Here is a 23169-nt window from a genome sequence, read left to right as displayed (position 1 = left end):
CGACGCGTCCGAGGTGGGGGCTTGCCAGTGAGGTTAGGGTGACGAGAGCCGTCCACCAAGGAGTCCCTGCATGCCTCAGATCACCGTCGACCACTCCACCGAGCTGACCCGGGCCTTCGACCGTGCCGCTTTCGCGCGGGCCCTGCACACCGCCGTCGTCGAGATCGCCGCCGCCAAGCCCGAGGCGTGCAAGACCCAGTTCCGCGCCTCCGAGCACACCGCTTTCGGATACGAGGACGGCGGCCACACGGCCGTGCACGTCACCCTCGGTCTCCTGGCCGGCCGCACCGCCGAGGTCAAGGCCGAACTGACCGCCGCCGTGCTGGAGTTGCTCAAGGAGTACCTCCCCGACGAGGGCTGGACCACGGTGCACGCCTCCGCCGAGGTCCGGGAACTGGACCCGTCGTACACGAAGGCCGAGTGGTAACTCCCCTACGGCATCACGGCATTACCGGCGTCACGACGCGAGCTCGATGAGCCGGACCGCCAGCAGGCCGAACGGTCCGCCGGCCGGCTCCCCGCTCAGCACCGGGCGCAGCAGCTCCTTCAGCTCGTCGTCGTACGCGGCGGTCACGGCCGTCAACGCGGCGAAGTCGTGGACGAGTTGGAGCTGGAGCTCCTCGCGGGGGATGCGCCGGCCGTCGAGCCAGATCAGGGCCGTCGACTCGGCGAGGGAGATCCAGGAGCGGACGAGCAGTTCCAGGCGGGGCGGCGGATCGCTGATCCCGAGATGCGAGAGGATCTGCTCGTACGCCTGCTGGCGCACGGAGTTGATGAGCGCGTTGGTCGTCGAGGAGCCCACCGCCGGGCCACCGCGCAGCAGGGCGGCGAACCCGGGGCCGTGGTCGTCGACGAAGTCGAAGTAGCGCCGCATGACCCGCAGCAGCCGGGTGCCGAGCGGCCCTTCGTGCGGCTCCACGAACCGGCTCGCCAGATCCTCCGACGCCCGCTTCAACGCGGCCTCGTACAGGCTGAGTTTGCCCGGGAAGTAGTGGTACACGAGCGGCCGGGAGATCCCGGCCGCCGCCGCTATCTCGTCGATCGAGACCTCGTCGGGGGAGCGCTGCGCGAACAGTTCGAGCGCGACGCCGATCAGCTGCTGCCGCCGCTCGTCGACGCCCATTCTCCGACGCACCCCGGTTGTCATGGCGACAACTTTACCGAGCGTCTCCCCGCTTCAACCGCCCGGACCGGTACGGACGTTCACAGATCGAGCACGATACGCTCACCCCGCGCCCGCGACACGCAGATCAGCATCGAGTCCTCGCGCTCCTGATCGGTGAGCAGTTCGTCCCGGTGGTCCACCTCCCCCTCCAGTACCCGCTGCCGGCACGTCCCGCAGAACCCCTGCTCGCAGGAGTACAGCGTGTCGGGCAGCTCCTCGCGCACGGCCGCCAGCACGGACGACCCGGCCGGCACCGTCAACACCCGCGCACTGCGCCGGAGTTCGACCTCGAAGGAGGAGTCGTCCGGCAGCGACCCGACACCCCCGGCGTACCCGAACCGCTCCAGCCGCACCCCCGGCACCCGCTCCTCCACCGCCCGCGCCAACCCCTCGGGCCCACAGCAGTAGACGGCCGTCCCCTCCGCCAACTCACCGAGCAGAAAGTCCAGTTCGGGCCGCCCCTCGACGACGCTCACCCGGTCCGCCCCGAACTTCTCGACCTCCTCCACGAACGGCATCGACGCCCGAGACCGCCCGCAGTAGACGAGCCGCCACTCCACCGCCTCCGGCGACGCGTCCAGCGCCCGCAGCATCGGCAGGATCGGTGTGATCCCGATCCCGCCCGCCACGAACACGTACGCGGGAGCACCGGAATCGAGCGGAAAACGGTTGCGCGGCCCGCGCACCTCGACCTCCGTACCCGCCCGGAGCGCCTCGTGCACCTCCCGCGACCCGCCCCGCCCGTCCTCGACGAGCCGTGCGGCGACCGTGTACGCGGAGGTGTCCTCCGGGTCCCCGCACAGCGAGTACTGCCGGACCAGCCCCGACGGCAGCACCAGATCGAGATGCGCCCCCGGCTCCCAGCGCGGCAACTCCCGCCCTTCGAGCCGCAGTTGCACGACCCCCTCGGCGACCGTCCCGTGCGCCGCGACCCGCAGCCGCAGCCCGCGCGTCCGGGGCCGCCCCGACACCGGCTCCTCCAGCGCCGGCATCGGCCACAGCGGCGAGGACCGGATACGGCGGCGCAGCGAGCGCTTCACGAGCAGCGCGGCCCCGGCGACCGCGACGACCGTCCGCAGCCGGGTCGACGGGAAAGCGCCCGGCGCCATCAGGCGGCCCTCTTCTCGGCGGCGAGCGCGGCCGGGGACGTCGCGAGGTAGGCGACGGCCTGCGCGGTCGAGCCCTCCTGCGAGGGGTGGTAGGAGCGGGCGAGGTAGGTCGGGATCGACTTGAGGAGGTCACCGGTCGCCGGCAGGGTCCCCTGCTCGCCGCTCAGGTAGAAAGCCTTCACGCTCGCTTTTCCGTCCAGCACGCTCGGGTCGTTCTCCATGAAGAACCGCGCCCCGCGCTGCCACAGGAACACCAGCGTCGCGAACGCCGTCGCCCAGGTCCGCACCCGGCGCCGGTACCCGCCGTCGACGTGCATGAACAGGTCGAACGCGACGGAGCGGTGCTCGACCTCCTCCGCGCCGTGCCAGCGCAGCAGGTCCAGCATCATCGGGTCGGCGCCCCGCCGGTCCAGCTCCTCGGCGTTCAGCACCCAGTCCCCGAGGAACGCCGTGTAGTGCTCGATCGCCGCGATCAGCGCCACACGCTCCATCAGCCACCAGCGCCGCGCCCGCCCCGGCGGCAGCGTCCGGTCACCGAGCAGCTTCTCGAACATCCAGTCCACCTGCGCGGTGTACGGCGTCGGGTCGAGCCCCTGTTCCCGCAGGTGGGGGAGGACCTCGTCGTGCGCCTGCGAGTGCATCGCCTCCTGCCCGATGAACCCGATGACGTCCGCGCGCAACTGCTCGTCCCGGATGTACGGCAGCACCTGCTTGTACACGTGCACGAACCACCGCTCGCCCGCCGGCAGCAGGAGGTGCAGCACATTGATGGTGTGCGTGGTGAAGGGGTCCCCGGGCACCCAGTGCAGGGGGGTGTCCTCCCACGAGAAGGACACCTTCCGCGCCTTGAGATCGACCCGCTCGCCCTCGACCGGCCGGGGCTCGTGCTTGTTAGACATAATGTCAATGTACTGATGGGTAGAGCGGGGGTGAACCCCCGTGCACGGCCGAATTTCAGCAACCGATTTCCGCCGACCGCTACCGCAGCCCCTTGACGGCCGTCCCGTCCTTCAGCGCCCCCTCCAGGCTCGCCTGCACCCCCTGCTCGGTCCGCGCGGCCAGCAGGTTGCCCTGCCCCGAGACGCTGATCCCGCCCTCGGTGCGCACCGACGCCGTGTCCTTGTCCCCGGCGGCGAGCAGGAACCAGTGCCCCGCCTTCGACTTCCACAGCGCCCCGGCGAGCACATGCGGATCACGCGGACCGCACGCGGGCACGTCCAGCCCCTTCGCGACGGCCGCCCCGAACAGCCCGCCCGGCGTGTGGAACTGGGCCAGCGCCCGCGCCCCGTCACCCCGCCAGGTCTCGGCGCGCGTGCACACCCAGTCCGCCGACCCGGTCCCGTCCGGCAACGGCTGGCGCGCGAACTGCCAGACGTTCACCGCCCGTACGCCCTGCGCCCGCGCGTCGGCGAGCGAACACGCGTACGGCGCCCAGGTCTTGAGGGCCTCCGCGCCGGTCGCGTCCTTCACCGCGCCGGGCTTCCCCGAGGTGAGCCGCGCCGGGACCAACTCGCCCAGATCGCTGAGGAGTTGACGGCCCTCTCCGCCGGTCAGCTCCAGGACGTTCCAGCCCGTGCAGGCCCCTTGCTTCGTCGCCGGGGAGACCATCGGGGACGTCACCCCGCCGGTCAGCGTCAGGTCCATCACCCCGGCGCCCGGCTTCGACAGGTCCCGCTCACCCGCCTTGGTGACCCAAGGGGCCGTCAGGAAACGGACGTTGCCGTCGGCGCGGCCCAGCACGACCGCCCCCGACTCGGCGCCGGACGCGCCGTCGACCCGGGCGAAGTCCAGCGCCGCCCCGGCCGTGCCGTCCTTCGGCTCGGCGTAGCGGGCGATGCGCAGTCCGTCGTGCAGGAGCACCACGCGGGCGTTGTCGACCGTTCCCGCGTACAGGAGCTGGGGCGGGCCCGCCGGGCCACCGGTCGGGGTGTCGGGGGTCGCGGAGACGTGGACCTGCGCGCCGGGGCGGGCCCAGACCGCGAGCGCGCGGCGCAACAGGGCGTCGTCGCCGGTGAGTTCACCGCGCGCGGGCCAGGCCGAGAAGTCCGTGCGCGACGACGTCTTCCACGCCACCGGAGAGACCTTCAGCAGCCGCCCCGGGTCCAACGCGGCCTCCGCCGCCGGGTTCTTGGCGTACGACGGCGCCGCCGCGCCGTCCGGACCCCAGCCGCCGCCGGGCAGCGCCACCAGCGCCCCGCACACCAGGAGCGCGGCGCCCGCCGCGAGCGCCGCCCGGCCGTGCTGGCGGCGGCGCATCAGATCGGTCGGGCGGGCCTGGAGCGAACACGGGTCGAACTCCGGGGAGTCCAGCAGCGTGTACTCCGCGTCCACCTCGCCCGCCTCGCGCAGCGCCGCGTCGATCGCGTCGACCCCGCACTCCCCGAGGATCTTGCGTACGTCGCCGTCGGGGAGCTGCTCAAGTCCGCGCAGCGCGTACGCCGCCCGCGCCGGGCCGTCCAGCTCCGACAGCCGCTGTTCCAGGGCGAGTTCGTCCGCCCCGCCCGAACGCGGGAACAGCCGCAGCCCCCGCACCTGGGGGAGCAGCGGCGGGAACTGGGCCCGCTTCGGCCACGCCCGGCGCTTCAGCGGCAACCCCGCCTGGAGAGCCGTCCGGACGACCTGGAGACGGACGTACGCGTACCCCGGATCGCCGTCGCGGCCCGCCGACTGGGCCGGGATGACCGGCGCGGAGGCCCGGCGGCGGGGGAGGGCGCGCTGGACGAGGGCGTGCGCGGTCAGGACGCGGCGGCCCCGCGCGAGCGTCGGCGGCAGCACCACGTAGGCGAGCCGGACGAGGCGGGGGTAGTGCTCGACCAGCGCGGCCTCGGCCTGCTCCACGTCGAGAGCGGGGCCGGCGGAACCGGAGCGGGGGGAGCGGGAGGCGGGGCGCTGGGCGACATCCTGTGACTGCACGTCCAGGAGAACGAGCGGCCCGGCGGTAGGTCACCGCCGGGCGGGTGAATCCCCCTACCGGGGCGCCTGTTCGAGGAACGTTTCAGCGGACGGCCCGGCCGGGAGGGGGAGTTCGGTGCAGGGGGTTCAGCACACCGGGTTCGGCCCGTGCGGTTCGGCGCGCTCCCTCACCTTGCCGCGCCCCGCCGGGCCTGCCCCGCCCGCCCCTCAGCTCTCCGGCTCCACCAACGCCCGCGCATAGTTCCCCATCGACCGCTGATAGCGCGGCAGATGGGCCGCCAGTGCCTCCAGCACCAGCGACAGCCCCTCCCGGTCCCGGCCCAGGCTCGACAGGCACAGCGCGAGGCAGGCCCGGACGGCGTCGTCCAACTCGTCCGAAGGCCCGGTCAGTTCGGGCGTCAGCAGCTTCACGCCCTCCTCGGCCCGCCCGACATTGCGCAGCGAACTCGCGAGCTGGATCTTCGTACGACGACCCCGGTACCCGTCGAGCCCCCGGGCGAGCGCCTCCTCGTACAGCGGGACCGCCTTGTCGGAGTGGCCCGTCGAGTCCCAGGCGCATGCCCGCTCGAACGGCGCGAGGGGGCTGCCCGCGGGCAGCTCGGCGCTCAGCGCGTCGACGACGGCCCGGAAGTCGCCGGCCTGGTCCTCGGTGTACTCGTCGAAGCTCGCCCAGGCGGCGGCCACCCGGTCTTCCCAGTCCTGGTTCATGAAGATCACCCTGGCATGCGAGGGTTACCGGCACCACTGAAACAGGTGACCGGTTGAGTGGAACGTGCGCCGGTGTCCGTATCGAGAGGGAAGGTCTCTCAGGGAGGAACAGGACAGATGAAGCTGACCCGACCGACGCTCGCGGCCCTGGCCGCCGTCACGGCGCTGACGCTGGCGGGCTGTGGCGGGGGGGACGACAAGAAGGCCGCGGCGGACGCCGTGCCCGTGGCCGCGACCGGCAGCCTGGAGCAGCTCGCGGCGAAGGTGGACTGCAAGCCGAACATGCAGACCGACGCGGACGAACTGCGCCAGGCCATCTGCAAGACCGCCGACGGCAAGTTCATCCTCCTCACCTTCGCGACCGACCGCGGCCAGCGCGAGTGGATCAACGGCGCGAAGGACTACGGCGGCCACTACCTCGTCGGCCGCAAGTGGATCGCCGTCGGGGACGAGACGAAGACGGTCGACACCCTGCGCAAGACGCTCGGCGGGGACATCGAGGAGGGCACCGACCACTCGGTCCACGAAGGCGGTTCGGGCTCCGCGAGCCCCACGCACTCAAGTCACTGAAACCGTTTGCACACACGAGAGAGCCGGCGGTGGGAATCCCACCGCCGGCTCTCTCGTCGAACTAGGCCGGTACTACTGGCACTTCTTGCCCGTGTTGATGCAGTTGACCATCTGGTTCATCGTGTTCTGCGAGAAGAAGTTGATGAAGTCGTTGTGGTCGGTGATCGGCTTGTGCAGGTTCTCCGGGAAGGAGTCCACCGCGTAGGCGTTCTTCACCTGGCCGTTCTGGATCTGCGGACGCGGGACGTTGTAGACCAGTCGGACCTGGAGCTGGGGGATCGCCTTGAAGCCGTTGGCGCACTGGCCGTTGCCCTGGACGAAGGCCACGTGCGTACGGTGGTTGGCGGAGTCGATGTTCTGACCGTCCCAGCAGCTCTGGAAGAAGGTCGTACGGACCACCTGGCTGCCCTGCGGGCAGATCGGGTACTTGTCCTTCAGCTGCACCTTGTTCTCGAAGCCGGTGCAGGACCAGTTGGCGTTGGCGTTGCCGTTGCCGTTGACGAACGCCTTGGCGTCACCGGTGATGATGCGCAGCGCGGTCGGCATGGCGACGACGTTGCCGCGCTTGTTGCCGACGAACTTCAGCTGGGCCTGGACCGGCTGAAGGATCTTGCCGACGTTGCCTTCCTTGCCACCACCGTCGTTGTTCTGGTCGAAGTCCTGCGTACCGTCCTGGACGCGGAGGACCGGCCAGAAGTACGAGGACTTGTCGCCCTGGTTCTGGCAGCTCGTCTGCGCGGCGGCCAGCTCCTGGTCGGACGCGAAGGCGTCGTTCGACTGGTTGCCGACGTAGTCGTGCAGGTGGTGGGCGCCGTTGGCGACACCGGGGGCCACGATCACGTTGTCCGTGTTGTGGTTGTCGTTGCCGTTGGTGCCGCACTTGGTGGTGAAGGAACCGCGCGAACCGCCACCGCCGTTCGCGGCGAGACCGTTCTGGCCGACACCGATCTGGGCGTTGTTGCCGGCCTGCGTGATGTCCACGAAGTCCGCGGCCGTCGGGCCGTTGCCACCCTGGCCGCCACCGGCCTGCTGGCCGCCGTTGTTCTGGCCGCCGTTGTTGTTCTGGCCGTTGTTGCCGTTCTGGCCGTTCTGACCATTCTGGCCGTTCTGACCGTTGTTGTTCTGGCCGTTGTTCTGGCCGTTGTTGTTGTTCTGGCCCCCGTTGTTCTGGTTGCCGTTGTTGTTACCGCCGTTGTTCTGACCGTTGTTGCCGTTGTTCTGACCGGCATTGGTGTTGGCGTTGGCAACCTGCGGGGTACAGGCGGCGAGCTGGCTGAGCTGGTTGTTGAACTGCCCGCCCACCCGCTGGATGTTGATCCGGATGCGGTCGATCGTCGCGGCGCGCTTCTCCTTCAGCGGCCCGGTGATCGCGTTCTGCACGAAGCCCGCGTCCTGCGCCTGGGCCTGCCTGGTGGAGGCGAGCCGGGCGTAAGCCTCGGTGATCTGCTTGTCCAGCAGCGCCAACTCCCTGTCGACACCCTGTCGCGCGGCCTGCGGCACGTTCGTCAGCTTCTGGCCGACGTCGGGGCAGGCGATCGTGGCGACCTGGGCGCTTGCGGCCTTGACCTCGTTCTGGCCCGAGCCGTTCGACGACTCGTGCGCAGAAGCGTAGAAGTTCGCCCAGATCAGCCCGCCCCCACCGAGCGCTAGGGCCGCCGACGCGGCTATGGCCTTGTTGGCCATCGACGAACGGCGTTTACGTGTGTTGCGTCCCATGGAACTCCTCTGACTTCCTTGCGGGGCTATCGAGGCGCCCGACAGGAGTGAAGCGGCGTCGTTCATTACGCACGCCGGCTCAGAGGTGTTCAGCCGTCTCAGAAATTCCTGAGAGATTCGTGGGAGCACCGAAGGGTGCTATTCCCCCAACACCCCCACAAGTAACCCGAGTTGCCATGATCATCGATCACGGTCCAGAAACGCCAGCACCGCCAGTACCCTGCGGTTGTCGTCGTCGGAGACCTCCAGACCGAGTTTTGTGAAGATGTTCGCTGTGTGCTTCGCCACAGCCCGCTCGGTCACGACGAGCTTCCCGGCGATCGCCGCGTTCGTCCGCCCCTGCGCCATCAGCTCCAGCACCTCCAGCTCCCTCGGCGTCAGCCGCGCGGGCAGCCGGTCGTCCCCGCGCCGGGCCAAGAGCTGCTGGATCACCTGGGGGTCCATCGCCGTGCCGCCCGCCGCGACCCGGCGGACCGCGTCCACGAACTGCTCCGCGTCGAACACCCGGTCCTTCAGCAGATAGCCGACCCCGCCGGTGCCGTCCGCCAGCAACTCCCGCGCGTACAGCTGCTCGACGTGCTGCGAGAGCACCAGCACCGGAAAACCGGGACGCTCCCGCCGCGCCCGCAGCGCGCACTGCAAGCCCTCGTCCGTGAGCGTCGGCGGCAGCCGGACGTCCACCACCGCCACGTCCGGCTTCAACTCCCGCAGCGCCCGGTCGAGTTCCGGGCCGGTCTCGACCGCCGCCGCGATCTCGAAGCCGAACGCCTCCAACAGCCGTACGAGGCCGTCCCGGAGCAGGAACAGGTCTTCGGCTAGGACAACGCGCACGGGATCTCCAGCGTGGCCGTCGTGGGGCCGCCGGCCGGGGAGCTGACGGCGAGTACGCCGTCGAATGTACCCAGCCGCCGCTCCACCCCGGCGAGGCCCGAGCCCGCGCCGATCCGCGCGCCGCCGCAGCCGTCGTCGGTCACGGAGACCCGCAGCCGGCCCTCCGCGTGATGGACGTCGACCCAGATCCTGTCCCCGCCCGCGTGCTTCACCGCGTTCGTCAGCAACTCGCTCACGGCGAAGTACGCCGCCGACTCCACGGGCGCCTCCAGCCGGCCCGGCAGCTCCACCTCGACCTCCACCGGCAGCGGCATCCGCAGCGCCAACGCCCGTACGGCGTCCCCGAGTCCGCGCTCCGCCAGCACCGGCGGGTGAATCCCGCGCACGAGATCCCGCAACTCCTCCAGCGCCTCGGCCGAGTTGCGCCGCGCCTGCGACAGCAGCGCCTTCGCCTTCGCCGGGTCCCGCTCCACCAGCGCCTCGATCGTCCCCAGGTCCATCCCCATCGCGACGAGCCTCGCCTGCGCGCCGTCGTGCAAGTCCCGCTCGATCCTGCGGAGTTCGGCCGCCGAGGTGTCCACGGCGTCGCGCCGGGTCTCGGTCAGCACGCGGACACGTTCGGTGAGTTCGGTGTGGTCGGCTCCCAACACGGCGCGGGTGAAGCGGAAGTGGGTGAGGAGGAGTGTGCGGTTGTAGCGGAGGGCGAGGAGGAGGAAGCCGACGCCGAGGACGGCCGCCGCCGTCGCCGACGGCAGGTCCGAGACCGGGACGAACGCGTACCAGTACGGGTCGTCGGCGTACACCGTCCACAGTCCGAGCGGCAGCGCCAGCCCCTCGATCCCGTACACGACGAGCAGCGCCGGCAGCAGGGCCGTCACGAAGCCCGGCACCAGGTCCGCCGCCAGCCAGCGCATGTCACGCCAGGTCTGCGGGTCCCCGAGCACGGTGACCACCCGCCCCCAGGGGCCGGCCCCCTCCGGCACCTCCCGGTATACGGCGACGATCCGCACCCCGCCCCACTCCTCGGCCAGCTCCCGCCGCCGAGTGGCGTACCTGCGCACCGCGCCGAACACGGCGGGGGTGGTCAGCAGCCCGATCCCGATGGGCATGAGCCCCAGCGAGACCAGCGCGAACGTGATGAGCAGGACACTGACCGGCAGCATCGCCACCGCGATCCCCAGCCCCCGCGCCGCCGCCACGAGCGCACCCCGCGCCCGACTCCCGAACGTCATCTTCTCCATGCCCCCAGTCTCCCGACCCACCCGGCCCTGGTCACTGGGCCGAGGGCCCGGGTGAGGGGGTGGTGCCAGGTACACCCTGCGGGCGCGGCCACGCCGAGTCCCGTACGACGCCGGTACGACGCACCCGGGCCGGTCGTGGGGTGGCGAGGGGGAGGGGGTCGGCGTGGGGGAGTCGGTGCGCGGCGGGGTCACTGGGTGACGCCGGACCCGCTCGTCCCCTCAGCCCTTCAACACCCGCTCCTCCACCTCCGGTTCGACCCCGATCGTCAGGTTCGGACGGCGGGGTACCTCGCCGCCGAGGGTCCGCAGCCAGGCCCATGTGTCGGCGACCGTCTCCGTCACCGGGCGGCAGGCCAAGCCTGTGCGGAGGGCGAGGGAGACGTCGGCGGAGTGGAGGGCGTCGTGCATGTCGGAGGCCGGGGGGACCCAGACGGGGAGTTCGGTCCAGGGCTGGATACCGGCCGCGAGGACGGTTTCGGGGGCGGTCCAGCGGAGGGTTGCGGGGGAGGCCGGGGTGGAACCCGAGTCGGAGGCCGACGTGGAGGCCGACGTGGAAGCCGGTGTGGAGGCCGTCACCGAGACGCATGCCTCCAGAAGTCCCCCCATCGTCGCGTGCCCCTGAGGGCTGACGAGGTTCACCGGGCCGCTCACCTCGCGTTCGACCGCGCCCAGCACCCACCCCGCCAGATCCCGGACATCGATGTACTGCACGGCCAACTCCCGTGGCCCGGGGGCGAGTACGTCCCCACCTCGGGCGATCCTGGTCAGCCACCAGGGCAGCCGCCCGACGTTCTCGTACGGCCCGAGGATCAGCCCGGCCCGCGCGAACACGGAGTGCTCCGCCCCGAAGGACTCCAGTACGGCGAGTTCGCCGCCCCGCTTGTCCTTGGCGTAGTCCGTCAGCCCCGCATCCGGCCGCGCCCCCTCGACGACCGGCGCGCTCTCGTCGTACCCGGCGGGCGGTGCCCACGCGTACACGGACAGGCTGGACACGTACACGTACCGCCCGACCCGGCCCCGCAGTGAGCGGGCGGCCCGCTGGACGGCGCTCGGCTCCTTGGCCCACGTGTCGACGACCGCGTCCCAGGTCCCCTCCGCCGACGCGGACAGCCCGCCCTCGGTGGTCCGGTCCCCGACCAGCGCCCGCACCCCGGGCGGCGGTTCGACGGACCCCCGGTTGAGGACGGTCACCTCCCACCCCCGGCCGACCGCCGCCTCGACCACTGCCCGCCCCACGAACTGCGTCCCACCCAGCACAAGAAGTCTCATGCCCCCGACTCTGCCCGCCCCTCACCTCGGACGGAACACGACTCTGCCGAGAGCAGACCTGAACGCACCTGCTCGGGAGGGCCGGGAGGAGCAGGGCCGGGGAGCCGGGGAGGGCCGGAGAGCCGGGTGGGGGAGGGGGAGGGAGGAGCCGAGGGAGAGGGCCGGGCCGGGTGGGGGAGGGGGAGGGAGGAGCCGAGAGGCTGGGGGGCCGGAGGGGGCGGGGAGCGGAAGAGGCCGGGGAGCGGAAGGAGCCGGGCGAGTCGGGGGAGCCGGGGAGCGAGAGGAGCCGACTGGGCTGAGGACGCCGGGAAGCAGAGGTTCCGGAGGCGGGGCCTGGGGGGATGGCCGGCCGAACCCGAACCCGGACCCAACTCGGACCGACCCGGACCCGATCCCGACCCGGACCCGATCCCGGACCGGCCCCCCCTTCCCCTACGGCGCCGCCAGTACCTCTACGCCCCCCACCAACCCCTACGACACCCCCCGCACCTCCAGGCCCCCCGCCCCCAGCCGCCCCCACCCTCAACCCCCAGCCGGAGCCCCCCTCAACGCCCCGTCGGCGGCGTGTACTTGTACCCCACCCGGCGGACCGTCTGGATGGCCTGCCGGTGTGCCCCCAGCTTGCGGCGGAGGCGGGCGACGTGGACGTCGACGGTGCGGCCGTCGCCGACGTGCCCGTACCCCCAGACGGTGGTGACGAGCTGGTCCCGAGTGTGGACCCGGTTGGGGTGGGCGACGAGATGCGCGAGGAGCTCGAACTCCAGGTACGTCAGATCGAGTTCCGCGCCGTCGACGGAGGCGGTCCGCTGGACGGAGTCGATGCGGACGAGCCGGTCTGAACCGACCCCGTCCGCGTCCCCCTTGAGAGGGTTCCCCCGCCCCACACCCCCACGTTCAGGCTCCGCGTCCGGCACCGCCACCGGCAGGAACGGCGGCTGCTGGTCCGCGGGGACGAGGACCAGGTACCCGATCATGGGCGGCTGGCCGGGGAGGGACGGCAGGGTGTGCTGCGGGGCCGGCAGCCAAGTGGCCCCCGGCGGAAGGAAGTCCGCGATCTCCACGACCTCGTCCCGGTCGACGGCACGCAGCCGGTGCCGGGGAGCGGGGGCGGGCGCGGTGAGGCGGGGGGCGGAGGTCAGGGAACGAGTGGTGGTGGTCGCCATGAGACGTCAGCTCTTTCGCGCGAGAAGTTCGTCAGGAGGACCGACGGCCCCGATTCGTGGTCGGGCCCCGCCGAGGGACGTACCTGTTCGCGCCGGCCGAAGACCGGGATGTACGGCTTTAGAGGGCCGGCGCGTTCACCGCGCGACAACACACCCGATCGAAGTCATGATGCTGACGGGAGGGCCAGAACGGCTCAAGGTCATGGCGACCCGTCGCATCGCACCTCTGGAAGCTGGCCATGTCCACATTGAAGCAGACACCGGCCCGTTACAGGACCCTTCTCTCACAAGGTGGACGCTCCCCGCCCGGGAGCGGAACCCCCCGAACCTCACCCCACCAGGCGTTTACGCCAGTCCAGCCCCGTCACGACAATGGCCCGCGACGGGTCCCCGTCCCACTCCGTGGACAACCCGGCCCCGGCCAGCGCCGAGACGACCTCCCGCCCGACCGCCGCGGTCGTCTCCACCGACCCGTCGAAACCGCCGTACAGCAGCATCAGCCCATGCCCCTGCGCGGCCCCTTCCGCGCACTGCGAGTGGAAGTAGACGAACCCGCGGTCCTCCTCCGCGGCCTCGCCCCCGATCTCCGTGTCCGCGCAGTTGCGGCAGCAGGCGAAGTTCTCGCGCGCGGTGATCCCCGTCTCCGTCAGCGCCCCGAACGCCAGCGTCACCCGCTCGGGATCGGTGACCCCCTCCCACGCCTCCTGCTCACGCACCCGCTCCAGCCACAGCCGGTCCACCAACTCCCGCGCCTGCGCCCGCGACACGGGCGACTCGCCGCCGTCCCGCAGGCACTCCCGCGCCGTCTCGGCGAGCATCGCGCGGTCCGCGTACCCGCAGCGCAGCGTCAGCCCCACGATCTCCTCGACCTGGACGCGTACGTCGTCGGGCAGCGCGCGGACGTCCTGCGGGGGGTCGGCGTCCACCCGGGACCAGTCGAAGCCCGACTCCCAGCCCGCCGCCCCGGCGGCCCACCCCACCAGCGCGTCGGCCACGGCCTCCGGCTCCCACGCCTCCGTCCCGAAGAACTCCGCCCGCGAGGCCCGGTGCTCGAAGCGGTACTCCTCGCCGGTCCGGTGCCACACCTGCGCGAACACGTCCGGCAGATCCGGCACCCGCTGCACCACCAGCCAGCGGTCCCCCTCCGCCCCGATCCGCCCCACCAGCTCCCGCAGCCGCTCCGGCGACGGCCACAGCACCGTCTCCCCGGCCTCGGACTCGACCTTGACCGAGAGCCCGCCGGCCCCGCCCTTGCCCCCGTGATTCTCCATACCCCCACCCTGCCACCCCCCACTGACAACGCCGAAGGGGCGCCCCCTCCCAGGGAGCGCCCCTCCGAACCGTCAGCAGCGGACGATCAGACCTGCCCGGCCTTCTCCAGCGCCGAGCAGCACGTGTCCACCAGCAGACGCGTCACCACGTACGGGTCCACGTTCGCGTTCGGACGCCGGTCCTCGATGTACCCCTTGCCGTCCTTCTCGACCTGCCACGGGATACGCACGGACGCGCCGCGGTCGGAGACGCCGTAGGAGTACTCGTTCCACGGGGCGGTCTCGTGCAGACCGGTCAGGCGGTCGTCGATGCCCGCGCCGTAGTTCTTGACGTGGTCCAGCGGCTTCGAGCCCTCGCCGAGCGACTCGGCGGCGGTGATGATCGCCTCGTACGTCTCGCGCATCGCCTTCGTGGAGAAGTTGGTGTGCGCGCCCGCGCCGTTCCAGTCGCCCTTCACCGGCTTCGGGTCCAGCGTCGCGGAGACGCCGAAGTCCTCGGCGGTGCGGTAGAGCAGCCAGCGCGCGATCCACAGCTGGTCGGCGACGACGCTCGGGGAGAGCGGGCCGACCTGGAACTCCCACTGGCCCGGCATGACCTCGGCGTTGATGCCGGAGATCCCGAGACCGGCCTTGAGGCAGTTCTCCAGGTGGGCCTCGACGACGTCACGGCCGAAGATCTCGTCCGCGCCGACGCCGCAGTAGTAGCCGCCCTGCGGGGCCGGGAAGCCGCCCTTGGGGAAGCCGAGGGGGTAGCCGTCCTTGAAGAACGTGTACTCCTGCTCGATGCCGAAGATCGGCTCCTGCGCGGCGAACCGGGACTCGACCTCGACCAGCGCGGCACGCGTGTTGGAGGCGTGCGGGGTCATGTCGATGTCCAGGACCTCGCACAGGACGAGGATGTCGTCGCCGCCGCGGATCGGGTCCGGACAGGTGAAGACCGGCTTCAGTACGCGGTCCGAGGCGTGCCCCTCGGCCTGGTTCGTGGACGACCCGTCGAAGCCCCAGATCGGCAGCGTGTCGAGCCCGCCGAACGCGTCCGTGACGATCTTCGTCTTGGAACGCAGCTTGGCCGTCGGCTCGGTGCCGTCGATCCAGATGTACTCAGCCTTGAAGGTCACGGGCCACATCCTTCGGGGTATGTCCTGGCGCACTTGCGGGTGCTGTGGCACTACGGCACTGGGGCGCCACGTCGAATACCCGCACCCTGTCAACAGGCGATTTCCCGACCGTTGCCCGTATGTGAACCCCGTGTTACCTGGGGGTTCTGTGGCGGGATTCACGTGGTGAGGGGCGGCCGGGGACACGGCAGGCCCGCCCGGCCGACACCCCGGCCGGGTACCCGGACCGCTCGGACGGCTCTCCGTCCCGTCCACCCGAGCCACCTGGACGGCACTCCGCGTCAGCCGCCCGACGACGGCACGGCCCGCCGAGCCCGCGCGCGAGCGGCCCGACAGGAGCGCCCCGCCCCCCTACGGCGCTCGGCCGTACCTCTCACAGAGACCACCCTCACCGCCTCGCCGTCCGGGACCCCGCCCGCCGACTCGTATGCGATGACCGGACCTCCGGTGCCGCAGCACACGCAAGTGCGCCCGAGCCGATGGGACGCGATGGGACGGCACCTTTCAGCCGCCCGACGACCGCACGACCCCGCCGAGCGGCCGACGAGAGCGCCCTGCGCCGCCCCTCCACCGAGCCTGCCTCCCCCGACGCTCCCGAGGCGCCTGGTACGACGGCGGCCGGCCCGTGCCTCCGGCCTCCGGAGAGCGGCGAGCCACCACACGTGACGCCACCACACGTGACGCCCGAACCCGAGCAACACCATGACGACCCCCTTCCGTTCCGCACCGGGCTCCCCCTCCCCGGAGATGTATCAATGACCCCATGCCCAAGCTGACTTCCTTCTCGTACGACGCCGGCGGCGACCTCCTGAGCGGGGTGTGCGGCGGCCCTCCCACCGCCTCCACCACGGCCGTCCTTCTGCACGGCGCCGGACGTGGCAGCAAGGCCCGACTCCTCCCGCTGGCCGAGGAGTTCGCGGCGCGGGGCTGCCGGGTGCTGGCCTTCGACTTCTCCGGGCACGGGGAAAGCACCGGTGAGCTGGGGGAGTCGAGTCTGAGGCGCCGGTTCGAGCAGGCGGTGGGGGTGATCGACGCGTACGCCCCCGGCGGCGGCCCGCTGATCCTCGTCGGATTCAGCATGAGCGGGCAGACGGTCGCCGACCTTGTCGCCCACTACGGCCACCGCGTCACAGCCATAGCCCTCGGCGCCCCCGCCGTGTACGCCGCCGACGCCTGGGAGGAACCCTTCGGCGGGGGCCGTTTCACGCCGATCATCCGTACCCCGGGCTCCTGGCGAACCTCACCCGCTCTGGAGACCCTGCGCGCCTACCCCGGCCGCGCCCTGCTCCTCGTACCGGAGACGGACGAGGTGATCCCCCAGGAGGTCACGGAGGCGATCGAGGACGCCCTCACCACCCGGTCCCAGTACAGCAGGGTCGAACTGGACGGCGCGGACCATCAGTTGGGCATCTGGTACCGGGACCACGCCGAGGCGCGGCGGGAGTTGGTGGAGGGCCTCCTCGCCGGGCACGGCTGGACGGCGACCTGGGAGTGGCTGGCCAAGCGGACGGGCAGGGCCCACACCGACTCCCGTCGGCTGAAGGGCGGCTGGAGCTCCCAGATGCGCCGCGTCACGCTCGACGACGGCTCCGGCGTCGTACTCCGCAGCTTCGTGAAGCCCTTCTTCCGGCGCCACGCCCCCGGCCTGCTCGCCAGAGAGGCCGCGATCCTCACCCTCCTCGCCGGTCAACCCGGCATCCCCGCCGCCCGGTTGATCGGCGTCGACGCCACCGCCGACCACTGCGACCACCCGTCCCTCGCGATGTCCCTCCTCCCCGGCGAGGTCCGCTTCGAGGACGAGGGCGCCGAGCACCGGCAGGATCTCCTCGCCCGACTCCTCGCCCGCATCCACGCGGTGGACCCGCAGGAACGCCCCCGCGACTACCAGGCATGGACCTCCGCCGACCGAGTCAGCGTCCCCGAGGGCGAGTTGTGGACGCGCGCGGTGGACGTCATCCGCCGCGAGCCGCCGTCGTACGAAGGCTGCTTCCTGCACCGGGACTTCCACCCCGGGAACGTGCTGTTCGCAGGGGAAGGAGGGGAGTCGAGGGTCACCGGGGTCGTCGACTGGGTCGAGACCTCCTGGGGGCCCGCCGATCTGGACGTCGCCCACTGCTCGACCGCCCTGGCCCTCCTGCACGGCCCCGAGGCCGGGTTGGGCTTCCGTGCCCGGTACGAGGCCCACGGCGGACGGCGGTTGGCGAGCAACCCCGACCACCTCTACTGGCGCCTCCTCGACTGCCTCGCCTACGCGGCCGACGCGGGCAAACTCGCGGGCCCCTGGCGGGAGTCGGGCCGCACCGACCTCACCCCCGAACTGCTGGGCGAGCGGATGGCGGCGTACGTGCACGGCCTCATGGCGGCGTACGCCTGACGGAGAAGGGCCGGACGCCCGGCGTCCGGCCCTCGGTTCAGCGGGAGTACCGCATCAGCGCCCGCACCATGTGGCACGTCGTGTCCGACGGCGGGTGGATGCCGATGGCCTCGGCCGTGGAGCGGATCTTCTCGTTGCGGGCCTGGTTCGGGACGAAGACGCCCGCGTCGAGCAGGGCGATGGCGAGGCGCATGGCCTTGAGGCGGCGGTTGTGCGAGATGTACCACTCGCGCGGGCGCCCGGCGGGCAGCGGGTGCTTCTCTACGGGGGCGTACGGCAGGTCGAAGAGGACAGCGGGCACAGGCGAACCTCCTGTTGCGGTCAGGACGGCGCCGGGAAGCGGTCGAGCCCCCCGGCGTCACCCTCGAACACTGCTTCTATTCTACCGTCCGCCACTGACAAAAGCCCCTGATCAAAGGGGCTTTCGGGGGTGTTCGGCGCTACCGTGGGGCGCATGGAGATCTGGATCAACCCCGCCTGTTCCAAGTGCCGCAGCGCCCTCACGATCCTCGACGCGGAGGGCGCCGACTACACCGTCCGCCGCTACCTGGAGGATGTCCCGAGCGAGGCCGAGATCGGGGAGGTCCTCGGCCGGCTCGGTCTGGAGCCGTGGGACATCGTGCGGACGCAGGAGGCCGCCGCGAAGGAGCTGGGCCTGAAGGAGTGGCCGCGCGACGACGCCTCCCGCGCCCGCTGGATCGCAGCCCTCGCCGCCCACCCGAAGCTCATCCAGCGGCCCATCATCACGGCCGACGACGGCACGGCGGTGGTGGCGCGGACGGAGGAGGCGGTACGGGGGACGCTCGCGAACTGAGCGGCCCTGAGCGTTCCGGCGGGGGAATCCGTACTCATCGGCGACACAACTTCATAGGTCCCGCCGATCGCGGCCACGAGCGGCGGGACCCCCTTAACCCTTACAGCCCCGGCGCGCCCCACACGGGAAACCACCGGCTCAGGTCCTGCTCCACCCGCAGGTCGTTCACGAGAGCCGCCTTCACCTGCAACTCCAGCGCGTTGTCCCGGCGTTGGGAGGTGCCCAGCGGGGCGAACGGATAGAACGTGCCGCGCTTGTAGAGGTAGACCAGCGCGAGTCTTCGCCCGTCGCCGTCCGTGAACCCGGCCAGCGAGCACAGCAGTTGCGGCCCGAACCCGTTGACCTCCATCGAACTGTTCACCGCGTGCAGGTCGTTGACGAGGGCCGAGAGGTCGTCGGGGGAGCGGTGCGAGACGAGCCAGGAGTAGCCGTACGTGTCACGGGTCAGCTCGACCGGGGGGCCGGTGCGGTCGGTGTCCGCGTCCAGCAGGGCCTGCACCTCCCGGTGCGTCTGGTCGAACGCCGAGCCCTCGACCGTCGCGAAGCACACCGCGCCCACGCCGGTCGGGGTGAGTCCGGCCGCCGCCTCCAGCGTGATGGCCGCCGAGGGCAGCGCGAAGAGCTGGTCCAGGTCGGGTGCCACCGGCTTGGTCCGGCCCAGCAGGATGTCCAGCAGTCCCATCAGTCGGTCTTCCCTACGGGCTCGCCCAACTCGCCGGAGATCCGCCCGAGTTGCTCCAGCCGCTGGTCCAGGGTCGGGTGGGTGGAGAAGTACCGGGCGATACCCGGCTCGGCGCCGAGCGCCGGGGTGAAGTAGAACGCGCTGAACGCCTGCGCCGTCCGCAGGTCCTTCGAGGGGATGCGGGCGATGGTGCCGTCCACCTTCGTCAGGGCCGACGCGAGCGCCGAGGGGCGGCCGGTGAGCAGCGCCGCCGCGCGGTCCGCCGCCAGCTCCCGGTACCGGGACAGCGCGCGGATCAGCAGGAAGCTCAGCGCGTACACGGCCATCGAGACACCCAGCACGGCGGCGAACACGGCGATGGTGTTCTGGTCCTTGCGGTCCCGCCCGCCGAACACCTGCGAGTACAGCGCGAACCGGACGATCAGTCCCGCCATCACGCCGAGGAACGAGGCGATCGTGATCACCGCGACGTCCTTGTGCGCGACGTGCGACAGCTCGTGCGCGAGGACGCCCTCCAGCTCCGCCGGCTCCAGCCGCCGCAGCAGCCCTGTCGTCACGCACACCACCGCATTGTCGGGGTTGCGGCCCGTCGCGAACGCGTTCGGCATGTCCATCTCCGAGACGGCGACGACGGGCTTCGGCATGTCCGCGAGGGCGCACAGCCGGTCCACGACCGCGTGCAGCTCGGGATACTCCTCCCGCTCCACGGCCTTCCCGCGCATCGCGAACAGCGCGATCCGGTCCGAGAACCAGAACTGGGCGCCGAGCATCGCGGCCACGACCACCACGACCAGCAGCCACGACTTGAGCAGCACTATCAGGGCGGCGACGAACCCCACGTACAGCAGCCCCAGCAGGAACATCGTGACCGTCATCCGTACGGTCAGCTGCCGGTCACTCCGAAAACGGCTCCGCATCTGCATCACCCCGCAGTCAGGCACTCGCCCCACTGCCCAGTGTGCTCGTGACCACCCCATGAACAGTCCCTGAACAGCCCCGCTCAAGGCAAAAGCTCACAGAACCCCTGCTGAGCCCCCTGCTAGAACCCCTGGAACCCGGTGTACCCGAGCACGACGATCACCACCGCGATCGTCCCGAACACCACCACCACGGACCGCCACGGCGACCCCGCCCCGAGCCGCACCCTGGGCACCCGCAACCGCCTCCGGCGCCCCACCGGCTCCCCCCGGAACGGCACCGCCTCCGGCGGCTCCTCCTTCCACTTCGCCGCCAGCATCCGCGCCCGCGCCGACGGCTCCTTGCTGGCGGCCCCCTCGGCCCACCGAAGATCGAACTCCCGCTCTTCCTCGTCCTTCTCACGGTCGCGTTCCGACATGGTTCGGTGCCCCCAGCCCGGTCGATGCCTATAGATCGACGATACGCCCGCCTTCTTCACCAGGTCACTCGATGCTCGGGTCGGTCGTGGCCGCATCAGGTGTGGAACCTTCCGGCGGATCGGTGCCCCGCAACTCTCGCCGGACCTGACGCCAGGCCCGGATGATCTCTGGCAGCTTCCCCAACACCTCCTTGACCTGCGTGAGCAGCAGCATGACGCAGCCGAACACGGCAAGGATGGCTATGCTGATCTCGTCCCATTTCATGGTGCCCCCACTGGTTCTTCGCGGCCGAGTCTCAGACGAACAAGGCGTGGTCGGACATCCAGTTCAGGGCGTCCACCCCGAGCCGGTCGGGGGCTTCGAGCAGGGTGGCTTCGACCTTGGGCAGGTCGGCCAGGGCCCTGGGGGCTTCGGACCGGTCCAGCCCAGCGAGCCGTTCCATGATGGTGGCGACGGTCGAGGGCCAGCCGGGTGTACCGAAGTGGTCGGGTCCGACAAGCGCGGCTGAGGTCGCCCTGTGCAGTACAGCCGTTCGCCAGCCCTGTTCACGTATGAGTTTCGACGTGAACCAGACGCGGTTGTCGACGTTCTTCACGAACTCCTCCGTGGGCCCGCCACTGCTCCGCAGGGTGAAGCGAGAGCCGCCGGCCCAGGGGAGGTCCACATCTGCGGCGACGGCTTGGAAGGCGAGCAGTGCTTCGGGCCTCTCACGGGCGCTGAGCAGTGCGGTACGTGCCCTTCGGTACAGATCGGACCATTGCGCACGGAACTCTCCGCGGCTCGGCACGATGTCCGCGCCGTCGATCACCTCGTCCAACCCCTCTTCCCAGGCGGTGGCGACCAGCCCGACCGCAGCCGCGCTGAGCAGGGCCTCGGTGTCGTCTACATCGATACCGAAGTGCGTCAGCACGGTGGCCATGTCCTCCTCGCTGAGCTTCCGGTCGCCGGGCTCTTCCGAGGAGACCGGCACGGTGTATGGCGGGCTCTCCGCGCGCTCAATCTCGAACCCGTGCTCCAGCAGGTCCTCGAAGACCGCGTCCGGGCCGCAGTCGATGTGGTCGGTGTCGTGCCGTCCGTCGCAGCCTTCCGGGCACTCGAACTCCTCACACATCTCCGGTTCGGCAGGCATGCCTTCATTGATCAGGTGGTAGACGAGCCGTTCCGCGACAGCTTCGCGCGCCGAGATCATCTCCAGGTCGAGCCGGAACTTGCCGTCCCTGAGCATCGAGTCGTCGGGGTCCGCGTATTCGGGAGGCTCAGGAAGGTCATCGGTAGCCCAGGCGAAGGCCGACTCCAACGAGACGTACAGCCAGGCGATTCGCCGAGCTTCCAGTTCGCCCTTCTCGGCGAGTTGCCTCACCGCCTCAGCGGCTTCGTGCACACGCGCCAACTCGGCGAGGCACCTCCCACGTCGGGCTTCCCACTCCGCCGCGGCGGCCTGGAACTGCTTGGCGTTCAGGACAAGCGCCCCGTCACGTGTGCGGCGTGCTTGAGTCACCAGTCGGGTGAGACAAGGGCGACAGCCGAACAGCCCGGAGTCCGGCGTCGGGCCGAGCGGAACAGGCGCCAGGTCCTTGCCGAACGGATCGTCGCAAAAACAGCAGACCAGGGCGCTGACCTGTCGTGATGTCGGTACGGTCGGCAGGGCGGAGCGAATCGTGGCATGGGCGTAGCCAGGGATGTGCATGTACGGCAACTCCTTGGAGGAAGGCGCTCCTTCGGCGCTCTCTCCATGCTGACCTCACTGTCGGACAGCGAGTCACGCTTTGGCGGGTCGGACGCTGAACTTGACGAAAGCTGACTCGCCCCTGGCCTGCGACTTTTACTGTGTCTTTGGAACTTGACACTCTGAGCAGGAGGAAACGGGTGGGTGCTTCCCCTGAGTCTCGGCCGACCGAGGCACAGCAGGAGTTGACGGAGGCTCTTCAGGAACTTCACCGTGCGGCGGGCGGACTCGGGTTCCGGAAGGTGAGCACGCTCATCCGCGCCCGTGAGGACCTGTTGTCGCACGCCAGCCATGAGAGCGTGCGAGCCGCCATCAACGGGCTACGGATACCTCGTTGGGAGACCGTCCACGACATTGTCACGGTCCTGGCCGGGTCGTGCAGTCCACCCCGGGACGCTGAGGCCGAGACGGCGAGGTTTCTGCTGCTGCGGCGTTCGATCGGGGAAGGGGAGTCGGGCGCCCGGAAGTCGTTCCAGGAACTGCTGCACGGCGGCTGGGGAGGCGAGGACGGCAGATGGAACCCGGAACTGGTCATGGGCGCGATGCTCAACCCTTTCAGCGCCATCGAGATCCATCCATCGCTGGCCGCACCCCACGACCCGATCGTGTCAGAGGACGAGTGGATCCAGTTGATGGTGAGGCAGATAGAGGAGCAGGGAACCGAACACACCCTGCGCGTTCTGCTGCACATGTTGAAGGGCGACTACGTAGGAGCGGACGAAGGTGCGCCCTACGGCTACAGCAACCCTGACCGGGAAGCGTTGGAGGCGTACGCAGCTTTCCGCTACGGCTGCCAAGAGACTCTCCGCCGCCTGCGCAACGAACCCAACCTCCTCGCGGAGTCGATCCGCGCGATGCGCGCCGACGAGACGATGGACCGGGACGACCGGGCCGAGATGCTGGAGAACGAGTCGGACCTCAGTCTCATGCGCGAGGTGATGATCGTGGCCCCGGACACCTGGGAAGAAGTCTCGGAGGAAGCGCAACACATGGTGTTCGGCTACCTCATCAAGCAGATCAGCCCTGTCGGCCCGTTCGGCCGTCCCGACGCCGAACGCTTCCACATCATTTGGCGCATCCCCGAACCCTCCACCGACAGCTGACCTGAACGCGGCCGGGGCCGCCACCCTCGCGGATGGCGGCCCCGGCCGGTACGGCAGGT

General features: G+C 70.8%; 23 protein-coding genes. 5 read left to right on the top strand and 18 right to left on the bottom strand.

Annotated elements, in window-relative coordinates; translation table 11 throughout:
- Positions 1-70: 70 nt before the first annotated feature.
- On the top strand, positions 71-427 hold the full coding sequence (locus ABZX85_RS32785; RefSeq protein WP_355876674.1) for an isomerase: 357 nt from the start codon (positions 71-73) through the stop codon (positions 425-427).
- Between the two features lie 30 nt (positions 428-457).
- On the opposite strand, the gene ABZX85_RS32780 is transcribed toward ABZX85_RS32785, so the two are convergent.
- The 5 genes from ABZX85_RS32780 to ABZX85_RS32760 all read right to left on the bottom strand — a co-directional run bounded on the left by ABZX85_RS32780 (position 458) and on the right by ABZX85_RS32760 (position 5895).
- Positions 458-1147 (bottom strand): TetR/AcrR family transcriptional regulator, encoded by a 690-nt coding sequence (locus ABZX85_RS32780; RefSeq protein WP_355876671.1) that lies wholly within the window; start codon positions 1145-1147, stop codon positions 458-460.
- Positions 1148-1203: 56 nt separating this feature from the next.
- Positions 1204-2274, bottom strand: a complete 1071-nt coding sequence (locus ABZX85_RS32775; protein WP_355876668.1) for a PDR/VanB family oxidoreductase — start codon at positions 2272-2274, stop codon at positions 1204-1206.
- Positions 2274-3173 carry a metal-dependent hydrolase gene (locus ABZX85_RS32770; RefSeq protein ID WP_355876665.1) on the bottom strand — a complete coding sequence of 300 codons (900 nt, stop codon included), beginning with the start codon at positions 3171-3173 and terminating at the stop codon, positions 2274-2276. The genes ABZX85_RS32775 and ABZX85_RS32770 overlap by 1 nt, the downstream gene beginning before the upstream one ends.
- 79 nt (positions 3174-3252) lie before the next feature.
- Positions 3253-5187 carry a hypothetical protein gene (locus ABZX85_RS32765; protein ID WP_355876662.1) on the bottom strand — a complete coding sequence of 645 codons (1935 nt, stop codon included), beginning with the start codon at positions 5185-5187 and terminating at the stop codon, positions 3253-3255.
- Between the two features lie 207 nt (positions 5188-5394).
- The gene (locus tag ABZX85_RS32760; protein ID WP_355876660.1) at positions 5395-5895 is read right to left on the bottom strand and encodes a tetratricopeptide repeat protein; all 501 of its coding nucleotides are present in this window, start codon (positions 5893-5895) and stop codon (positions 5395-5397) included.
- Positions 5896-6012: 117 nt separating this feature from the next.
- Between ABZX85_RS32760 and ABZX85_RS32755 the strand changes: the two genes are divergently transcribed.
- A complete protein-coding gene (locus tag ABZX85_RS32755) occupies positions 6013-6465 on the top strand; it encodes a hypothetical protein (RefSeq protein ID WP_355876657.1) in 453 nt (150 codons plus the stop codon).
- Between the two features lie 72 nt (positions 6466-6537).
- Here ABZX85_RS32755 and ABZX85_RS32750 read toward each other — a convergent pair whose 3' ends face one another.
- From ABZX85_RS32750 to glnII, 7 genes are all read right to left on the bottom strand, one after another.
- The gene (locus ABZX85_RS32750) at positions 6538-8181 is read right to left on the bottom strand and encodes a DUF1996 domain-containing protein (RefSeq protein WP_355876654.1); all 1644 of its coding nucleotides are present in this window, start codon (positions 8179-8181) and stop codon (positions 6538-6540) included.
- Between the two features lie 180 nt (positions 8182-8361).
- Positions 8362-9012, bottom strand: coding sequence for a response regulator transcription factor (locus ABZX85_RS32745; protein ID WP_355876651.1), 651 nt, complete (start codon positions 9010-9012; stop codon positions 8362-8364).
- On the bottom strand, positions 8997-10253 hold the full coding sequence (locus ABZX85_RS32740; RefSeq protein WP_355876649.1) for a sensor domain-containing protein: 1257 nt from the start codon (positions 10251-10253) through the stop codon (positions 8997-8999). The genes ABZX85_RS32745 and ABZX85_RS32740 overlap by 16 nt, the downstream gene beginning before the upstream one ends.
- A gap of 219 nt (positions 10254-10472) precedes the next feature.
- On the bottom strand, positions 10473-11522 hold the full coding sequence (locus tag ABZX85_RS32735; protein WP_355876646.1) for an NAD-dependent epimerase/dehydratase family protein: 1050 nt from the start codon (positions 11520-11522) through the stop codon (positions 10473-10475).
- Positions 11523-12067: 545 nt separating this feature from the next.
- A complete protein-coding gene (locus tag ABZX85_RS32730; RefSeq protein ID WP_355876643.1) occupies positions 12068-12685 on the bottom strand; it encodes a winged helix-turn-helix domain-containing protein in 618 nt (205 codons plus the stop codon).
- A gap of 329 nt (positions 12686-13014) precedes the next feature.
- Positions 13015-13956, bottom strand: a complete 942-nt coding sequence (locus tag ABZX85_RS32725; RefSeq protein ID WP_355876640.1) for a hypothetical protein — start codon at positions 13954-13956, stop codon at positions 13015-13017.
- Between the two features lie 86 nt (positions 13957-14042).
- Positions 14043-15074, bottom strand: a complete 1032-nt coding sequence (glnII, locus tag ABZX85_RS32720) for a glutamine synthetase (RefSeq protein WP_355876637.1) — start codon at positions 15072-15074, stop codon at positions 14043-14045.
- A gap of 763 nt (positions 15075-15837) precedes the next feature.
- Between glnII and ABZX85_RS32715 the strand changes: the two genes are divergently transcribed.
- Entirely contained in the window at positions 15838-17448 is a 1611-nt protein-coding gene (locus ABZX85_RS32715; RefSeq protein ID WP_355876634.1) for an alpha/beta fold hydrolase, read from the top strand.
- Between the two features lie 37 nt (positions 17449-17485).
- Here the strand turns inward: ABZX85_RS32715 and ABZX85_RS32710 are convergent, their stop codons facing one another.
- On the bottom strand, positions 17486-17749 hold the full coding sequence (locus ABZX85_RS32710) for a hypothetical protein (RefSeq protein WP_355876632.1): 264 nt from the start codon (positions 17747-17749) through the stop codon (positions 17486-17488).
- Between the two features lie 153 nt (positions 17750-17902).
- On the opposite strand from ABZX85_RS32710, the gene ABZX85_RS32705 reads away from it, so the two are divergent.
- On the top strand, positions 17903-18262 hold the full coding sequence (locus ABZX85_RS32705; protein ID WP_355876629.1) for an arsenate reductase family protein: 360 nt from the start codon (positions 17903-17905) through the stop codon (positions 18260-18262).
- A gap of 100 nt (positions 18263-18362) precedes the next feature.
- Here the strand turns inward: ABZX85_RS32705 and ABZX85_RS32700 are convergent, their stop codons facing one another.
- The 5 genes from ABZX85_RS32700 to ABZX85_RS32680 all read right to left on the bottom strand — a co-directional run bounded on the left by ABZX85_RS32700 (position 18363) and on the right by ABZX85_RS32680 (position 21968).
- Entirely contained in the window at positions 18363-18944 is a 582-nt protein-coding gene (locus ABZX85_RS32700) for a hypothetical protein (protein ID WP_355876626.1), read from the bottom strand.
- Positions 18944-19861 (bottom strand): zinc metalloprotease HtpX, encoded by a 918-nt coding sequence (gene htpX, locus ABZX85_RS32695; protein ID WP_355876624.1) that lies wholly within the window; start codon positions 19859-19861, stop codon positions 18944-18946. Before htpX ends, ABZX85_RS32700 begins: the two co-directional genes overlap by 1 nt.
- A gap of 122 nt (positions 19862-19983) precedes the next feature.
- The gene (locus ABZX85_RS32690) at positions 19984-20280 is read right to left on the bottom strand and encodes a hypothetical protein (RefSeq protein WP_355876621.1); all 297 of its coding nucleotides are present in this window, start codon (positions 20278-20280) and stop codon (positions 19984-19986) included.
- Positions 20281-20344: 64 nt separating this feature from the next.
- Positions 20345-20545, bottom strand: a complete 201-nt coding sequence (locus tag ABZX85_RS32685; protein WP_355876618.1) for a hypothetical protein — start codon at positions 20543-20545, stop codon at positions 20345-20347.
- Positions 20546-20576: 31 nt separating this feature from the next.
- Positions 20577-21968, bottom strand: coding sequence for a hypothetical protein (locus tag ABZX85_RS32680; RefSeq protein ID WP_355876615.1), 1392 nt, complete (start codon positions 21966-21968; stop codon positions 20577-20579).
- A gap of 281 nt (positions 21969-22249) precedes the next feature.
- Between ABZX85_RS32680 and ABZX85_RS32675 the strand changes: the two genes are divergently transcribed.
- On the top strand, positions 22250-23110 hold the full coding sequence (locus tag ABZX85_RS32675; protein ID WP_355876612.1) for a hypothetical protein: 861 nt from the start codon (positions 22250-22252) through the stop codon (positions 23108-23110).
- Positions 23111-23169 lie beyond the last annotated feature (59 nt).

The organism is Streptomyces sp. NPDC004539 (genome assembly GCF_040610055.1).
Taxonomy (GTDB): Bacteria; Actinomycetota; Actinomycetes; order Streptomycetales; family Streptomycetaceae; genus Streptomyces.
Note: the sequence above shows the minus strand (reverse complement) of the source record. Positions and strands in the feature narration are given on the sequence as shown.

Excerpts from the sequence above, each read along its gene's own strand:
- ABZX85_RS32785 (WP_355876674.1), top strand. The coding sequence starts at position 71 with ATGCCTCAGATCACCGTCGACCACTCCACCGAGCTGACCCGGGCCTTC.
- ABZX85_RS32780 (WP_355876671.1), bottom strand. The coding sequence starts at position 1,147 with ATGACAACCGGGGTGCGTCGGAGAATGGGCGTCGACGAGCGGCGGCAG.
- ABZX85_RS32775 (WP_355876668.1), bottom strand. The coding sequence starts at position 2,274 with ATGGCGCCGGGCGCTTTCCCGTCGACCCGGCTGCGGACGGTCGTCGCG.
- ABZX85_RS32770 (WP_355876665.1), bottom strand. The coding sequence starts at position 3,173 with ATGTCTAACAAGCACGAGCCCCGGCCGGTCGAGGGCGAGCGGGTCGAT.
- ABZX85_RS32760 (WP_355876660.1), bottom strand. The coding sequence starts at position 5,895 with ATGAACCAGGACTGGGAAGACCGGGTGGCCGCCGCCTGGGCGAGCTTC.
- ABZX85_RS32755 (WP_355876657.1), top strand. The coding sequence starts at position 6,013 with ATGAAGCTGACCCGACCGACGCTCGCGGCCCTGGCCGCCGTCACGGCG.
- ABZX85_RS32750 (WP_355876654.1), bottom strand. The coding sequence starts at position 8,181 with ATGGGACGCAACACACGTAAACGCCGTTCGTCGATGGCCAACAAGGCC.
- ABZX85_RS32740 (WP_355876649.1), bottom strand. The coding sequence starts at position 10,253 with ATGGAGAAGATGACGTTCGGGAGTCGGGCGCGGGGTGCGCTCGTGGCG.
- ABZX85_RS32735 (WP_355876646.1), bottom strand. The coding sequence starts at position 11,522 with ATGAGACTTCTTGTGCTGGGTGGGACGCAGTTCGTGGGGCGGGCAGTG.
- ABZX85_RS32730 (WP_355876643.1), bottom strand. The coding sequence starts at position 12,685 with ATGGCGACCACCACCACTCGTTCCCTGACCTCCGCCCCCCGCCTCACC.
- ABZX85_RS32725 (WP_355876640.1), bottom strand. The coding sequence starts at position 13,956 with ATGGAGAATCACGGGGGCAAGGGCGGGGCCGGCGGGCTCTCGGTCAAG.
- ABZX85_RS32715 (WP_355876634.1), top strand. The coding sequence starts at position 15,838 with ATGCCCAAGCTGACTTCCTTCTCGTACGACGCCGGCGGCGACCTCCTG.
- ABZX85_RS32705 (WP_355876629.1), top strand. The coding sequence starts at position 17,903 with ATGGAGATCTGGATCAACCCCGCCTGTTCCAAGTGCCGCAGCGCCCTC.
- ABZX85_RS32700 (WP_355876626.1), bottom strand. The coding sequence starts at position 18,944 with ATGGGACTGCTGGACATCCTGCTGGGCCGGACCAAGCCGGTGGCACCC.
- htpX (WP_355876624.1), bottom strand. The coding sequence starts at position 19,861 with ATGCGGAGCCGTTTTCGGAGTGACCGGCAGCTGACCGTACGGATGACG.
- ABZX85_RS32690 (WP_355876621.1), bottom strand. The coding sequence starts at position 20,280 with ATGTCGGAACGCGACCGTGAGAAGGACGAGGAAGAGCGGGAGTTCGAT.
- ABZX85_RS32685 (WP_355876618.1), bottom strand. The coding sequence starts at position 20,545 with ATGAAATGGGACGAGATCAGCATAGCCATCCTTGCCGTGTTCGGCTGC.
- ABZX85_RS32680 (WP_355876615.1), bottom strand. The coding sequence starts at position 21,968 with ATGCACATCCCTGGCTACGCCCATGCCACGATTCGCTCCGCCCTGCCG.